At 66.9% G+C, this 13,793-nt stretch carries 15 protein-coding genes; 12 read left to right on the forward strand and 3 right to left on the reverse strand.

Annotation, left to right across the window (positions count from 1 at the left end):
- Nucleotides 1-4: 4 nt before the first annotated feature.
- The 6 genes from ACWDTS_RS24620 (at nucleotide 5) to ACWDTS_RS24645 (ending at nucleotide 6,026) form a co-directional block, all read left to right on the forward strand.
- A complete protein-coding gene (locus ACWDTS_RS24620; protein ID WP_138999291.1) occupies nucleotides 5-1,105 on the forward strand; it encodes a DODA-type extradiol aromatic ring-opening family dioxygenase in 1,101 nt (366 codons plus the stop codon).
- Nucleotides 1,102-1,989: a carbon-nitrogen hydrolase family protein gene (locus tag ACWDTS_RS24625; protein ID WP_138999292.1), complete on the forward strand. Its 888-nt coding sequence runs from the start codon at nucleotides 1,102-1,104 to the stop codon at nucleotides 1,987-1,989. Before ACWDTS_RS24620 ends, ACWDTS_RS24625 begins: the two co-directional genes overlap by 4 nt.
- Complete coding sequence (locus ACWDTS_RS24630) at nucleotides 1,986-2,258, forward strand: hypothetical protein (RefSeq protein WP_450119203.1); 273 nt, start codon at nucleotides 1,986-1,988, stop codon at nucleotides 2,256-2,258. Before ACWDTS_RS24625 ends, ACWDTS_RS24630 begins: the two co-directional genes overlap by 4 nt.
- 23 nt (nucleotides 2,259-2,281) lie before the next feature.
- Nucleotides 2,282-3,133 (forward strand): GntR family transcriptional regulator, encoded by an 852-nt coding sequence (locus ACWDTS_RS24635; protein ID WP_138999372.1) that lies wholly within the window; start codon nucleotides 2,282-2,284, stop codon nucleotides 3,131-3,133.
- Entirely contained in the window at nucleotides 3,130-3,879 is a 750-nt protein-coding gene (locus tag ACWDTS_RS24640) for a maleate cis-trans isomerase family protein (protein ID WP_138999293.1), read from the forward strand. Before ACWDTS_RS24635 ends, ACWDTS_RS24640 begins: the two co-directional genes overlap by 4 nt.
- 212 nt (nucleotides 3,880-4,091) lie before the next feature.
- Nucleotides 4,092-6,026, forward strand: coding sequence for an oxidoreductase (locus ACWDTS_RS24645; RefSeq protein ID WP_450119204.1), 1,935 nt, complete (start codon nucleotides 4,092-4,094; stop codon nucleotides 6,024-6,026).
- Here the strand turns inward: ACWDTS_RS24645 and ACWDTS_RS24650 are convergent.
- On the reverse strand, nucleotides 6,012-6,851 hold the full coding sequence (locus ACWDTS_RS24650; protein ID WP_138999295.1) for a GntR family transcriptional regulator: 840 nt from the start codon (nucleotides 6,849-6,851) through the stop codon (nucleotides 6,012-6,014). The genes ACWDTS_RS24645 and ACWDTS_RS24650 overlap by 15 nt on opposite strands.
- Before the next feature lie 232 nt (nucleotides 6,852-7,083).
- Here ACWDTS_RS24650 and ACWDTS_RS24655 point away from each other — a divergent pair, with 232 nt between their 5' ends.
- From ACWDTS_RS24655 to ACWDTS_RS24670, 4 genes are all read left to right on the forward strand, one after another.
- Nucleotides 7,084-8,499 carry a purine-cytosine permease family protein gene (locus tag ACWDTS_RS24655; RefSeq protein WP_206022889.1) on the forward strand — a complete coding sequence of 472 codons (1,416 nt, stop codon included), beginning with the start codon at nucleotides 7,084-7,086 and terminating at the stop codon, nucleotides 8,497-8,499.
- Nucleotides 8,500-8,756: 257 nt separating this feature from the next.
- Nucleotides 8,757-9,362 (forward strand): VOC family protein, encoded by a 606-nt coding sequence (locus ACWDTS_RS24660; RefSeq protein WP_450119205.1) that lies wholly within the window; start codon nucleotides 8,757-8,759, stop codon nucleotides 9,360-9,362.
- Nucleotides 9,337-10,260 carry an SDR family NAD(P)-dependent oxidoreductase gene (locus ACWDTS_RS24665; RefSeq protein WP_371306504.1) on the forward strand — a complete coding sequence of 308 codons (924 nt, stop codon included), beginning with the start codon at nucleotides 9,337-9,339 and terminating at the stop codon, nucleotides 10,258-10,260. The genes ACWDTS_RS24660 and ACWDTS_RS24665 overlap by 26 nt, the downstream gene beginning before the upstream one ends.
- A gap of 122 nt (nucleotides 10,261-10,382) precedes the next feature.
- Nucleotides 10,383-11,582, forward strand: coding sequence for an NAD(P)-dependent malic enzyme (locus ACWDTS_RS24670; protein ID WP_138999297.1), 1,200 nt, complete (start codon nucleotides 10,383-10,385; stop codon nucleotides 11,580-11,582).
- Nucleotides 11,583-11,610: 28 nt separating this feature from the next.
- Here ACWDTS_RS24670 and ACWDTS_RS24675 read toward each other — a convergent pair whose 3' ends face one another.
- Nucleotides 11,611-12,027 carry a VOC family protein gene (locus tag ACWDTS_RS24675; protein WP_138999298.1) on the reverse strand — a complete coding sequence of 139 codons (417 nt, stop codon included), beginning with the start codon at nucleotides 12,025-12,027 and terminating at the stop codon, nucleotides 11,611-11,613.
- Between the two features lie 10 nt (nucleotides 12,028-12,037).
- Entirely contained in the window at nucleotides 12,038-12,976 is a 939-nt protein-coding gene (locus tag ACWDTS_RS24680) for a sigma-70 family RNA polymerase sigma factor (protein ID WP_138999299.1), read from the reverse strand.
- Between the two features lie 77 nt (nucleotides 12,977-13,053).
- On the opposite strand from ACWDTS_RS24680, the gene ACWDTS_RS24685 reads away from it, so the two are divergent.
- Together ACWDTS_RS24685 and ACWDTS_RS24690 are read left to right on the forward strand one after the other, a co-directional pair.
- A complete protein-coding gene (locus ACWDTS_RS24685) occupies nucleotides 13,054-13,347 on the forward strand; it encodes an ArsR/SmtB family transcription factor (protein WP_371304357.1) in 294 nt (97 codons plus the stop codon).
- Nucleotides 13,344-13,730: a VOC family protein gene (locus ACWDTS_RS24690; protein WP_450119206.1), complete on the forward strand. Its 387-nt coding sequence runs from the start codon at nucleotides 13,344-13,346 to the stop codon at nucleotides 13,728-13,730. The genes ACWDTS_RS24685 and ACWDTS_RS24690 overlap by 4 nt, the downstream gene beginning before the upstream one ends.
- The last annotated feature ends 63 nt before the right edge of the window (nucleotides 13,731-13,793 follow it).

Raw genomic sequence — 13,793 nt, forward strand, 5'->3', positions numbered from 1 at the left:
CGCCATGGATAAGAACGCGATCGAACAGGCGATCCTGGCGATGGCCCGTGACGCGGAGTTGCTCGCCGCGGTCAAGGCGCAGCCGGGGCAGGCCCGCGAATTGCTCGGTATCGAACAGGAGTGGGCCGAGACCATCATCACCGGCAACCGCGACCGACTGCGCGCCATCGGTCTCAACGACGGTCTGACGATCCTGGTCAGCCGGTGGTTCAAGGACGACTTCGGCGATTCCTCCAGTCGGGGCCGGTTCATCGTCGACGAGTCCATCCCGGTGCCGGCCCCGGCACTGCCGGACAATCTTGTTTTCGCCGGCGGATGCTCCCACGTCCCGGATCTGCTGGCCCGGCCCGAGATCGACCCCGAAGTCGCGGTCGACCGACTGCTGGCCGGGTACGAGAAGCTCCGGCAGGACCTCGTTGCCGCCGATCCGGACGTGCTGCTGGTGTCCGCAGACTGCCACTTCCAGAGCTTCGAGACCGGGCACTTCGTGATCGGCGTCGGGGACCGGCACCAGGGTTCGATGGAGTTCTTCAAGCGCCCCGACCTCGACCTCGAACTGGCCGGGCAGCCCGACTTCGCGACGGCGCTCGCCGGCGCGGTGCGCGCGGCCGGTCAGGAAGTGGAGGAGGCACCGCAGGTCGAACTCGACCACGGCCTGATCGTGCCGCTGCGGCTGATCCTGCCGCGACCCGACCTGCCCGTGATCCCGGTGATCACCCAGCCCGCTCGGTCCTTCTCACCGTTCAATGCGCGCCGCTTCGGTGAGGCGTTGCGCCCGGTCGTCGAGCAGTCCGGACTCAAGGTCGCCTTCCTCGCGACCGGAGGGCTCTCACACTGGCTGGACCCCGGCCACTTCGGCGGTGTCGACGTCGAATTCGACACGTACCTGCTCACGCTGATCGAAACCGGTCGCGGTCTCGACATGTGCTCGCTGGAACCGTTCCCGCTGCTCGAACACGGCCAGTACGAACTCATGAACTGGATGATCATGCTCGGGCTGGTCGGTCCGGGCGTGCGCGGTGAGGTCTACGCCTACGAGCCGCTGGAGGCATCCGGCGGTGGCTGGACAGTGGTCAACATGGACCTTGTCGGGGTGAAGCAGTGACCGCGTCGCGGCGCCTGGCCGTCGGCCTGACCCAATGGCACGCCACCGCAGACCCGGACACCAACCTGGCCACCGCGCTCCGGCTCATCGAGGAAGCGGCCGATGGGGGAGCGGCGCTGGTCGCCCTCCCGGAAAATGGGCTGATGCTCGGCACCAACGCACAGATGCGTGAGGCCGCCTTCGACGTCGATGCGGTCCCGGTGAAGGAACTGTGCGCTGCCGCGCGCCGGCATTCTGTGGTGATCGTGCTGGGTGGCATGAAGAACCGCACCGTCGACGGTGTGTACAACTCGGCGCTGGTGATCGACCGCGACGGTACCATCGCCGGCCGGTACGACAAGCTGCATCTGTTCGACGCCAACATCGGTGGGCAGTCCTTCGAGGCGTCCTCGGTCGAGCGCCCGGGCGACGGCCCGGTGCTCATCGACGTCGACGGGGTCCGGATCGGACTGACCATCTGTTACGACGTCCGGTTCCCCGAACTGTCCCGCGAACTCGCCGCTGCCGGAGCAGAGATCCTGCTCGTGCCCGCGGCGTTCGTCCGGTCCACCGGCGAGGCACACTGGCACACTCTGCTCCGCGCCAGGGCGATCGAGAACCTCGCTTACGTGGTGGCCCCGGCCACCGTGCACTCGCCGACGCCCGATCATGTGGATGCGTTCGAGACCTACGGGCACGCCTTGGTGGTCTCGCCCTGGGGTGAGGTTCTCGTCGACCTCGGCGAGGACCCCGCTGTGGTCACCGTCGTCGATCTGAACCTCGACGCGGTGGCGGCGGCACGGGCCAGGCTGTCGGTGTTGTCCGGTCGACGCGGGCACGAGGTATACGGGGCGGAGCCCACGATCGTCGCGATCAAGAGTGACACGAAGAGGGAGCGGTCATGAGCGATACGGCAGCTGCGGACCGTCGGGCGTCGGACCTCCCCCTGGGCGTGGTCCGTGCCGACGAGTGGAACGGGGTGGCCAACGAGTTCGCCGGGGTGCAGTACCGCAAGGTTTGGACCCGCCACGGAGAACGGCTGGAACTGTACGTTCCGCGCACGGACAAACGGATCCTGCTCGACGCGATGGTACTCGAGACCGTCGCCGGGCAGGACCCCGACTTCTTCACGAAGATGATCGCTGCAGGGCTCGGATCCGACGAGACTTCGTGAACCCGAGGCGGCCGCGGAGCGGCTTGGTCGTCGACGAGATCCACGCGACCTTACGGGACCGGATCATCGCGGGGATCTACCGGCCCGGGGCCGCGCTCTCCCAGGTCGGATTGGCGGCGGACCTGCGGGTGTCCCGCACTCCGCTGCGCGAGGCGCTGCGCCGTCTCGAATCGGAGAACCTGGTGGTCAGCCGCGTCAACAGGGGAGTGGTCGTTGCCCCTCTGGAGTTGTCGGACGTCGAAGCCTCCTACGCCCTCCGGTTACTGATCGAACCGGCACTGGTTCCGTCGATGGTGAACCGGGTTACCCCCGGAGACCTCGCGGCAATGGAAGACGCGCTGACCGAAATGCGGGAACCCGGCATTTCTGCGCGCGAGTTCCAGTATGCCCACTGGGATTTCCACCGGATCATGCTGGGCCGGTATCCGAATTCCATCAGCCGGGTCGTGGAAGAGCATCTGACCGTGATCGACCGCCACCAGCGGCTCTATTTTGCGGATGCCGAGGCGGTACGGGACATGGTGGCGACCGACGCGATGTTTCTCGAGGCGGTCCGTGTCCGGGCGGGCGGCCCTGCGCGGAAGCTGCTCGAGTTCCACCTCCTCGATGCCGCACTGGGCATGATCACGGCCGCTGATCCCGGCCATGGCTTCTCGGCGCTCTCGATCGCACTCGACGCCACCCCCCTCTCACTCGCCGGACTCGACGACCTCAGGTCCGGTGGGCGTGCACGAATAAGTTGGCCGGACAACGGCTTCGGCTTCTCACCCGACCTGTGTACGGCACATCTGACATCCGCAGGACAGGACCGGCGCGGCTCGACGTCCGAGTCGACCGCTGCGCTCCTCCATCGAGAACAGGTAGGACAGACATGAAGAACAACTTTCGGATCGGGATGATCGTTCCGAGTTCGAATACGACGATGGAAACCGAGATTCCGGCGATGCTGCGCGCCCGGGAGGAGATCCGGCCGGAGCGGTTCACCTTCCACTCGTCCAGGATGCGGATGCAGCACGTGACCCCGGAGCAGTTGGCCGCGATGGACGCGGACTCGCTGCGGTGTGCCGCGGAACTGGCGGACGCCCGCGTCGACGCGATGGCTTATGCCTGCCTGGTCGCGATCATGTCGCAGGGCCGGGGGTACCACTCGGAGTCCGAGCCGAAGCTGGCCCGAATCGCGAAGGAGGAGAGCGGCGAAAACATCCCGGTGCTCTCGTCTGCGGGCGCGCTCACCGAGGCTCTCGCCCATCTCGGCGCCGAGAAGATCGCGGTGGTGACCCCGTACATGAAGCCGCTCACCGCGACGGTGTGCGACTACATCGAGCACGAGGGCTTCGAGGTCGTCGACTCGCTGAGTCTCGAGGTCCCGGACAACCTGGCTGTCGGCCGACTCGACCCACAGAACCTGCTCGAGCACGCGAAGCGAGTGGACACCAGCGGCGCCGATGCCCTGGTCATCAGCGCCTGCGTCCAGATGCCGTCGTTGCCCGTGCTCGACACCCTCCAACGGCGGTTCGACATCCCGGTGCTGTCCGCGGCGGCGGCCACCACCTGGCATCTGCTCGGGCGTCTGGGCCTCGAACAGGTCGTCCCGCGGGCAGGCGCCCTGCTCGCACCCTGACCCACCGCACACGGAGTGGATCGCCGGAGCCCCTCATTCCGGTGATCCGCTCCCGCCGTGGCCCTACCGATCGAGCGCAGGGCCGCAGCGCTTTCCTTCCACCTTTCGGTGTGGCCGAGCCACCGGGCGGCAGTTCCGGACGTCCGGCCCTCCAACTCCGTTCATGCTCGGACACGTATACAGCGCACCGGGTCGAATCAACGGGAGTACCAGTGAAATTCGAATCGCTCTTCACCCCGGGCCGGATCGGAACCCTCGAGATTCCGAACCGGATCGTCAAGTCCCCGCAGAGTACGGCGACGTCGAACCCGGACGGCACCGTCAGCCAGCGCACGGTCAACCACTACCGCCGGCTCGGCGAAGGCGGTATCGGCCTGGTCATGGTCGAGTACAGCTACGTCGACGACGACGCCAGCAAGGCCATCCACAATCAGATCGGCGTCAGCCGTCGCGAGCATGTTGCGGGCCTGGGTTGGCTCGCCGACGAGGTGCACTCCACCGGAGCCCGGGTCGGGTTGCAGATCGCCCACGGCGGCCGGCAGAAGTTCCTCGGAACCGCGCCGATCAAGTCGGCGTCGCACTCCTCGTGGTGGGACGTCGAGGTGCAGTACGGCATCGTGCCGACCCCGATGACCCTCGACGAGATCGATGGCATCGTCGTCGCCTTCGGGGAGTCCGCGGCGCGAGCCCATGCCGCCCGCTTCGACCTGGTCGAGGTGCACGCCGGGCACGGCTACCTCATCACGAACTTCCTCTCACCGCACACCAACTTCCGCACAGACGAGTACGGCGGAAGCTTCGAGAACCGCTCCCGGCTACTGCTGCGCATCGTCGACTCGATCCGGGCAGCGGTACCACGAGAATTCCCGCTGAGTATTCGCCTCTCGGTCACCGACTACGAAGAGGACGGCATCCCGATCGAGGAGACCATCCGGCTGTGCCGGCTGCTCGAGGCGCACGGAGTCGACGTGATCCACGCCTCCGGTGGCCACCACGCCGGTATGGAGTGGGAGGTGAGTCCCTGGTACCAGATCCGCGCCCCGCACCGCTGGGGCTGGGAGAGGATCAAGCCGGCCGTCACCATTCCCGTGATCGCCTCCGGCTCGCTGGTCGGCCCCGACATCGCCGCGGACATCATCGAATCCGGGTCCGCGGACTTCGTCTCACTCGGGCGTGCGATGCTCGCCGATCCGGACTGGGCCCGTAAGACCCGGGAAGGCCGTGTTCTCGAGATCACCCCTTGTATCCGCTGCAACGACGGTTGCCTGGACCGTGGACTGAACAGGGGCCGCAGCGCCGGTTGCAGCGTCAACCCGAACATGGCCGAGGAAGGAAGATTCCCGGTCGAGCCGTCCGCCACCCCGAAGCGGGTCGCCGTGGTCGGGGGCGGGCCCGCCGGCCTGCGCAGCGCCGCCATCCTTCACGACCGCGGTCATGAGGTGACCCTCTACGAGTCGGGTGAACTCGGCGGAATGCTCACGCACGCACTGGGTTCGACGGTCAAGCAGGACTTGGCCTCGCTCGTCGCGCACCTGGTGCACGAAGTCGAGCGTCGAGGCGTGACGGTGCGCCGCGCCACGGCCGGTGCATCCGACCTCGTCGGATCCGGTTACGACACCGTCGTTCTCGCGACCGGTGCACCGATGCGCGAGCCGGACTTCCCGATCACCGGCCCGTTGCCGGTGATCACCGCGGTCGATGTCCGCGCCGACACCCCGTCCACCGGGCAGGTCGTGGTCATCGGTGGTGGGCTGCAGGGATGTGAGGCCGCGCTGCGAGTGGCCGAAGCCGGTGACGTCAAGGTGATCCTGCTCGAGCGCAGCGAGTCGTTGTTGCAGGGCAACGAGGTGTTCACGGATGTCGAACGGCTGCCGTTGTTTCTGGACGGCGCCGCCGTCGACGTGCGTCTCGGTACCCGGGTAACCGCGATCGACGCCGACGGGGTGAAGGTGACCGCCGGGGGCGCCGAAGAGGTGATCACGGCCGATACCGTAGTGCTCGCGCTCGGCCGAGTCGCATCCGACGACGATTTGGCCATCGCGCTGCGCGCGTCCGGACTCGACGTTCACGTTGTCGGTTCGGCCCGCGAGCCTGGCCGGGTGTTCGACGCGATTCACACCGCGTTCTTCACCTCACGCTTGATCTGAGGTCCGGGACGGTGGCGGGACGAGGACAAGGTTCGAGGTGCGGCGGTCCGGGAGTACCGGATCGGCGTCGACCCAGTAGATCCGGGCAGGGCGGATGACCCGCCCGGATGCGTCGTGCTCGAGGGTGATGCCGCGTCCCCGAAGCGCCACCAGCAGGGCATCGAACTCGTGGTCCGGGTCGGCATCCAGCACCAGCCCCAGCGCCGCATCGGTGAGGTGGAACTCCATGATCCGCCGCGCCGAACCGGCGTTGCCGGCCACGATCGCGTCCACCAAGTCCTGGTCGAGATCGATGAAATCGTCCGGGGTGCGCTGGTGCGAGAGGTAGACGCTCTGGTGCCGGTGGATCATCGTGTGCAGAGACCGGATCAGTTGGCTGAACGACGGCGGGTAGCGCACCAGGGCGACATCGTGGAAACGTTGGTGCGCTTCCTGGAAACGCCGATTGTGCCCGCGGTGTTCGCGCATCTCGTCCAGCGCGGTACGCATAGCGGTGATGTCGTCCTCGGTGAGGCTGTCGATGACCGCCGCCACCGTCGGCGGTTCGACCAGCAGGCGCAGCGCGTAGTGCTGCTCGGTGTCGGAGTTGACGATCGGCGCGACGTGCATGCCGCGGTTGGCGTGTGCGACAAGCAGCCCATCGGCCTCGAGACGCTGTAGTGCCTCGCGCAGCGGGGTTCGGCTGACGTTGAACTCGGCGGCCAGTTGCTCCTGGGACATCCGTTGGCCGGGCGGGTACGTCCCGGAAATGATGCGTTCCCGCAGGGCCCCGCACAGGTCGTCCACGGTGGTTCCGGCGCGGGTGAGCGCATTGCTCGCAGTCATGGGTCGTCCTCGGGTCGGTGTCGGTACGCAATCTGCATACAGTTTGCACCCCACAGTGCCGAAGCGGTGCACCGTCGTCTCGACCAGGGCGGGCAACCGGCGGATCGCGGCGGCACGCACTCCCCGCGGAGCCGGAAACAGAACCGTTACCCGCAGGTCTTCCATTTTACGTGATTCTCCTTACACTCGATAAAACTGTATCCAGTTCTGTACACACTTTTGGAGGTGTGCATTGCCTGCTCTGCCCCCGCCCCCCAACTCGGACTCCCGCGAGATCGAGTCCGACGAGAACTTCAGCACTGTCGCCGTGCCGACGACCCTCCGACTCGGCCGCTGGCAGGTCACCATGTCGTTCTGGTCGATGCTCAGCGCAATGGTGTGGCTCTTCTACGGTGCGCTCGCCGCCAGCCTTTACGGCACCCGCGACGCGATCATCGCGATCGTGCTGTCCACCGTCGTCTTCTCCCTGGTGAACATCGTCACCACTCGGCTCGGCGTGCGCCACGGACTCAACTCCACCCTGTTGACCAAGACCATCTTCGGTCGGTGGGGCGCCTTCCTCACCGCGCTGCTCATCGCCGCCACCGTGCTGTACTACGCGGTATTCGAGTCCAGCACCCTCGCGGTGGCATTCCAGTCCTACTTCGGCGCCGGCGACATCCGAATCTGGTACGCCGCCGTGGTCATCGCGATGCTTCCTCTGATGCTCGGCAGTGTGCAGTCCTGGATGGCCAAACTCAACGGCGTCCTGCTGCCGTTCTACTTCGTGGGCCTGATCGCCACCGTGATCGCCGCCCACGTCAAGTTCGGAACCGACTCGTCCTGGCTGGATTTCGGCGGCATCGTTCCTTCGGAGGGGCGGTCCTTCCCCGGCTGGGTGCTGTCGGCGATCCTGTACACGGGCATTTTCATCAACATGCCGGCCACGGTCGACTTCGCCCGCTTCGCAAGGAAGGAGGACGAACGCTTCCACGAGGTCGTCACCTTCGGATGGGTCTTCTATCTCGTGTTGTTCGTCGTCAACGGCATTGCGGGAATCTATCTGGTGCAGACCGTTCTGCCGAACGAGCCTGCCTCGGAAATCGGTGTAGTACAGGCGATCCTGGCCAGTCTCGGGTTCGTCGGGCTGCTGTTCATCGTGGTCTCGCAGACCCGGGTCAACAGCATGAACTACTACCTGTCGACCACCAACTTCGAACGCATTCTCAGTGGGTTCACCTCGGTCCGGCTGCCCCGTGCCGTGTGGGTCTCGGGTGTGGCAACGGTCGTCTTCCTGATGATGCTCACCGACGTCTTCAGCTACCTCCAGACGGCACTGAACTGGCAGGGCGTCCTCGCCGTGGGCTGGGTGGGTGTGGTGCTCACCCACTTCGCTCTCGACTTCCGCGACCGACGCCGGGGGCCCGTCCACGACGACGCCCGGCTACCCCGCATCGGACGTGGCCTCGTCGCCTGGATCATGCCCTCCTTGATCGGCATCCTTCTCCTGGAGATCCCGGGCGTACCGACGGTGCTGACCCAGTCGGCGCAGTTGGTCGTGCTGGTGCTGTCGGTCGTGCTCTACGCGCTCACCTACCGGCTGTCCGGACCGGCGCGGCCGGACGTCGCTGCGAGCCGGGGCGAGGCCGAACCGTCGATCGTCTCCTGACCAGCACTCGCGAAAGGTTGCTTCACACATGAAGGTTCATGGGCTCGGCTGGGTCGGCTCCCGCACCGCCGACTTCGCTGCCATGCGTGAGTTCGTCGCAGACAAGCTAGGTCTGACGATGACGCTCGACCAGGAAAACGCGGTTGTCTTCTCCTTCCCGGACGGCAGTGCCTTCGAGATCTTCAAGCCCACCGACGACGACCACGCCTTCTTCCAGCACCCGGTGCCCCGGGATCCTTGTCGACGATGTCCGGGAGGTGCGCGCCGAACTCGAATCCAGCGGAGTGGAGTTCCTCGGCGACGTGCACGACGGCCTCGCCGACTCGTGGGGGACGTCCTGGTCGCACTTCCGGGCCCCGGACGGGCAGATCTACGTCTTGATCAGCCGTCCGAGCAGGCACCCGGCGGCGGCCGTGCGGGCATTCGACGAACTGCGGATCTGCTCGAGGGTCGATGACCTCGACGAGGCCGTCCGCGCCTACCGGGACGGGTTGGGCATGCCCATCGTCGACGAGTGGATCCACCCCGGCGGACAACGCGGCGTACTGTTCGGGGTCGCGCCCTCCGCCATCGAACTGTTCGACGGTCCGCAATGGGACCTTGTCGACGGCTCGGAGGCGGGGCAGCTCACCGGCACCGACCACGCAGTGCGGGTCGAGGTACGCGATCGCGCCGGAATCACAGCTCTTGCAGAGCGTCTCGAGGCTTCCGGCGTCGCCCGCGTCGGTGAGATCGTCCACACCCCCTGGGACCAGGACTGTCTGCGGATGAGTGGCGGAGGAAACCGCCAGCTCACCCTCTTCGCCCTGCCGGAGGACGAGAGGCGGGTCCGTGAGGATGCACGCGCGAGATTGCCCTACTGAAACACACACCGTCCTGGACCCGGCACTCCGGGATCAGGACTCCGGCACGAGCCGTCCATCGGAAACCTTCGATGGACAAGACACTCTGGAGGAAATACACATGGGTGCGTTGGATGGACAGGTCGTGGTATTCACCGGGGCCGGTGCTGGGATCGGCCGTTCGGTGGTTGCCCGATACGTATCCGAAGGGGCAGCCGTTGTCGCCGTGGATATCTCGGATCGCGTGACCGAGCTTGTCGACGAGCTCGGCTCGGCGGTGGTACCGGTCGTCGCGGACGTGGCGACCTGGGAGGGCAACGAGACAGCGGCCCGCATCGCACTCGAACGATGGGGCCGGATCGATGTCTTCGTCGGAAACGCCGGGATCACCGACGGCGCCCGCCCACTCGAGGAAATTCCTGGCCAGAGCCTTCCGGCTGCCTTCGGTGAGCTGTTCGGCGTCAACGTCCTCGCGCCGCTGCTCGGCGTGCGCGCGTGTCTTGACGCACTGATCGCCTCTCGAGGCGGCGTCATCCTGACGGGATCCTTCGCCAGTACCAACGCGGCGGGCGGAGGGTCGCTGTACACGTCGTCCAAACACGCGGTGCACGGACTGATCCGCCAGTTGGCCTACGAACTCGCCCCCGACGTCCGGGTCAATGGTGTCGCGCCCGGTGTCGCACCCACCCGGCTTCGCGGAACCGGAGCATTGGGACAGGATTCCGCCGACTCTGTCCTCGACGGCACCGACAAGGCGCTTCCGTTGCAGGCGATAGCTCCGATCGACGCGTACGACGGAATCTTTACAATGTTGGCCTCACGACATGACTCTGCCGCGATGACCGGCACCCTCGTGGCCGCCGACAGCGGCCTGGCGATCCGCGGGATCGCCAGGCCTGGTGGTCGCATCCGGTCGTAGAACTACACCGCCCGCAAGCCGTTGCGTCCGGCCCGCGCGCGCCGGTGCGCGCTCCGTCCACTCGTACATCTGCTCCTTGTGCGCAGATTCTCAATTCACCGCTCTGTCTCCAAGGAATTCACATGACCGTCTATCCTGAACACGTTTTGGCGCAACAGCTTTCCACAGAAATCACGTCCGATGACATCTTCGCAGGCCACAGTGGCGGCAAGCTCTCGGTCGAGACGACAGCTCCCCTCGACACCCAGCGTGCGCTGTCGATCGCGTACACCCCGGGCGTTGCCCAGGTGAGCCGCGCAATCCATGCCGACGAGACTCTTGCCGACCGCTACACCTGGACCAGCCGCCTTGTGGTTGTCGTCTCCGACGGGTCCGCGGTGCTCGGTCTCGGCGACATCGGCGCCCGCGCGTCACTGCCGGTCATGGAGGGCAAGTCGGCGCTGTTCAAGAACTTCGCCGGTCTGAACTCGATCCCGCTCGTGCTCGCCACCAAGGACCCCGACGAGATCGTCGAGACCCTGGTCCGCCTGCGCCCGAGCTTCGGTGCGGTCAACCTCGAGGACATCTCCGCGCCTCGCTGCTTCGAGATCGAGCGCCGGGTGATCGAGGCGCTGGACTGCCCGGTGATGCACGACGACCAGCACGGCACCGCGATCGTCGCGCTGGCCGCACTGCGTGGCGCCGCCCGGGTGCAGGGCCGGGAGATCGCGAACCTGCGGGTGGTGATCTCGGGATCGGGTGCGGCCGGTGTGGCGTGCGCCAACATGTTGCTGGCCGCCGGTGTCGCGGACGTGACCGTGCTGGATTCGAGGGGCATCGTCTCTACCGACCGGGGTGATCTGGGTGAGATCAAGGCCGATCTCGCCGCACGCACCAACCCGGCGGGCCGCACGGGTGGAATAGTCGAGGCGCTGAATGGTGCGGATGTGTTTCTGGGGGTGTCGGCGGGCACGGTGCCAGAGGAGATCATCGCGACGATGGCGCCCGAGGCGATCATTTTCGCGATGTCGAATCCGGACCCGGAGGTTCATCCGGACATCGCGGCCGAGTACGCGTCGATCGTGGCGACCGGACGCAGTGATTTCCCGAATCAGATCAACAATGTGCTGGCGTTCCCGGGCGTGTTCAAAGGTGCGCTGGATGCGGGTGCCCGCCGGATCACCGAGGGGATGAAGTTGGCTGCAGCGGAGGCGATCCTGTCGGTACTCGGCGACGAGCTCGCGGCCGACAAGATCGTGCCGAGCCCGCTCGACCCTCGGGTGGCGCCGGCCGTCGCGGCGGCCGTCGCGCAGGCGGCGCGGGACGAAGGGATGACCGGCTAGCCTCGGGCACCGCCCCGAAATCAGCCCTCTACGGGAGTACCACTTCCCCGATCGGTCCCGGGTTCCAGGCGACCTCCCAGAAGAAGCCGTCGGGATCTGCGAAATAGCCTGTGTAGCCGCCCCATTCGCGGTCGGTGCCGCCGGTGATCCGTTCGGCGCCGGCGGCGCGGGCGGCGGAGAGGACCCGGTCGACGTCGTCGCGGGTCGCGACGTTGTGGGCGAGGGTCACCGGTGCGATGCCGCCGCGCGCGATCGGTCCGCCGACTTCCGCCTCGAATGCGGTGCGGTCCCACAGCGACAGCACGATGTGCGCGCCGACCTGGAACATCAGCACGTCGCCTTCGATGTCGACGGTCGGTGTCCAGCCGAGCCCGTCGACGTAGAACGTGCGGCTGCGGGCCACGTCGCCGACGGCCAGCGTCACGAAGCTCAGGCGTTGTTCCATCGTCGGCTCACTACTCGCTCTCGGAGTCGGTCGTCCACGGCGACGGCACCTTCACCCGCCGGAGCTTCTCGGGATTGGCCATGTCGTACGCCGCCCACACGTAACCGTCGACGACGGTGCACCCGAGGACCCGGCCCGCGTAGGCCCGGTGGGTGCCGTCGCCGGGGGAGCCCGGCGTGACGAAGCCGAGTTGCCCGTTGACCAGTACCGGTGTGTAGGTGCGCAGCGACTCGGGGCCGTACATCTGGACCAGGCCCAGAAAGAACCGGGCCGTCTTGTCGGGGCCGACGATGATGTTGACGGCCGTGCGGGTGCTCCCGTTCGCGTCCCCGATCATCCGGGCGTCGGGGTGCAGCGACGCGACGACCGCGTCGAGGTCACCGGCGGCGATGGCTTCCAGGAGCCGCTGCACCGCGGCGTTGTGCTCGTCGTCGCCGGCGCGCGGGGGAGCGCCACCCGCGATGCGTCGCGCGCGGGACGCGAGCTGCCGTGCCGCGGGTGTCTCCACTCCGAGGATCGTGGCGATCTCGTCGAACGGCACCGCGAATGCGTCGTGCAGTACGAATGCGACGCGTTGCGGCGGGGTGAGGTTGTCGAGCACGACGAGCGCGGCGAGGCGATTGTCCTCGAACCGAACCACCTGCTCGAGCGGATCCGGGGGAACGGAACCCGACAGCGGCGTGACGATCGGTTCGGGCAGCCACTGGCCGACGTATTGTTCTCGTCGCGCCGCCGCCGATTTCAGCCGGTCCAGGCACAGGCGCCCGACCACGGTGGTCAGCCAGGCACGCAGGTCGTCGATGCGGTCGGCGTCGGCGCCGTCCAGGCGCAACCAGGCGTCCTGCACGGCGTCCTCGGCGTCGGCGACGCTGCCGGTGAGCCGGTACGCGACCGACAGCAGGTGGGGCCTGTGTTCCTCGAACGAATCGACGAGCGACGCAGCGCGCATGGGTCCGATGGTACGACGCGCGCCCGCGTGGTGGGTGACTCGACCACCCTTGATAGGCAAGTGGCTACTTGCCTATAGTGGGCGCTGTGGCCGACGTTTTTCACGCGCTCGACGACCGGACACGACGCCTCATCCTCGACGAACTCGCGGCCGGCGACGGGCGCACGCTGTTCGAGATCTGTTCCGTGCTCACGATGCGTCACGGTCTCGGTCTCACCCGCCAGGCGATCTCGCAGCATCTCGGGGTGCTCGAGGCCTCCGGGTTGGTCGTCACGGAGCGACGTGGACGATCCAAATTCCACTACTTCGACCCCGGTCCGCTCGCCGAGATCACCGAGCGGTGGCCCGCCCACGAAAGGAAAGACCGATGAGGATCAACCTGACGAGTGTGTTCGTCGACGACCAGCGCGCCGCCCTCGCCTTCTACACCGACGTGCTCGGATTCGTGAAACACCACGACATTCCGATCGGCGATGCCTCCTGGCTCACCGTCGTCTCGCCCGACGCGCCGGACTGCCCGCAGCTCCTGCTCGAGCCGGCAGGTCACCCGGCGGTCAAGCCGTATCGGGATGCGTTGAGGGAAGACGGAATTCCGCTCGCGCAGTTCGCCGTCGACGACGTGGAAGCCGAATACGCGCGACTTGCCGGACAAGGTGTGGTGTTCACGATGGCCCCGACGGACATCGGGACCGCAGTCGTCGCCGTCTTCGACGACACGTGCGGAAACCTCATCCAGATCATCACGGAGAAGTAGGCGTACACCCTGTCGTGTGGGCGTACACCCCCTTTCGCTACCGGAAAGGGGTGTACGCCTCAC

Source organism: Rhodococcus sp. NPDC003383 (genome assembly GCF_053589115.1).

What these genes read in the sequence shown, in the direction of transcription:
- ACWDTS_RS24680 (WP_138999299.1), bottom strand. Translation starts at nt 12,976, where the DNA reads ATGCGCGCTGCGTCGCTCGTCGATTCGTTCGAGGAACACAGGCCCCAC.
- ACWDTS_RS24630 (WP_450119203.1), top strand. Translation starts at nt 1,986, where the DNA reads ATGAGCGATACGGCAGCTGCGGACCGTCGGGCGTCGGACCTCCCCCTG.
- ACWDTS_RS24650 (WP_138999295.1), bottom strand. Translation starts at nt 6,851, where the DNA reads ATGACTGCGAGCAATGCGCTCACCCGCGCCGGAACCACCGTGGACGAC.
- ACWDTS_RS24670 (WP_138999297.1), top strand. Translation starts at nt 10,383, where the DNA reads ATGACCGTCTATCCTGAACACGTTTTGGCGCAACAGCTTTCCACAGAA.
- ACWDTS_RS24620 (WP_138999291.1), top strand. Translation starts at nt 5, where the DNA reads ATGGATAAGAACGCGATCGAACAGGCGATCCTGGCGATGGCCCGTGAC.
- ACWDTS_RS24665 (WP_371306504.1), top strand. Translation starts at nt 9,337, where the DNA reads ATGCACGCGCGAGATTGCCCTACTGAAACACACACCGTCCTGGACCCG.
- ACWDTS_RS24640 (WP_138999293.1), top strand. Translation starts at nt 3,130, where the DNA reads ATGAAGAACAACTTTCGGATCGGGATGATCGTTCCGAGTTCGAATACG.
- ACWDTS_RS24690 (WP_450119206.1), top strand. Translation starts at nt 13,344, where the DNA reads ATGAGGATCAACCTGACGAGTGTGTTCGTCGACGACCAGCGCGCCGCC.
- ACWDTS_RS24675 (WP_138999298.1), bottom strand. Translation starts at nt 12,027, where the DNA reads ATGGAACAACGCCTGAGCTTCGTGACGCTGGCCGTCGGCGACGTGGCC.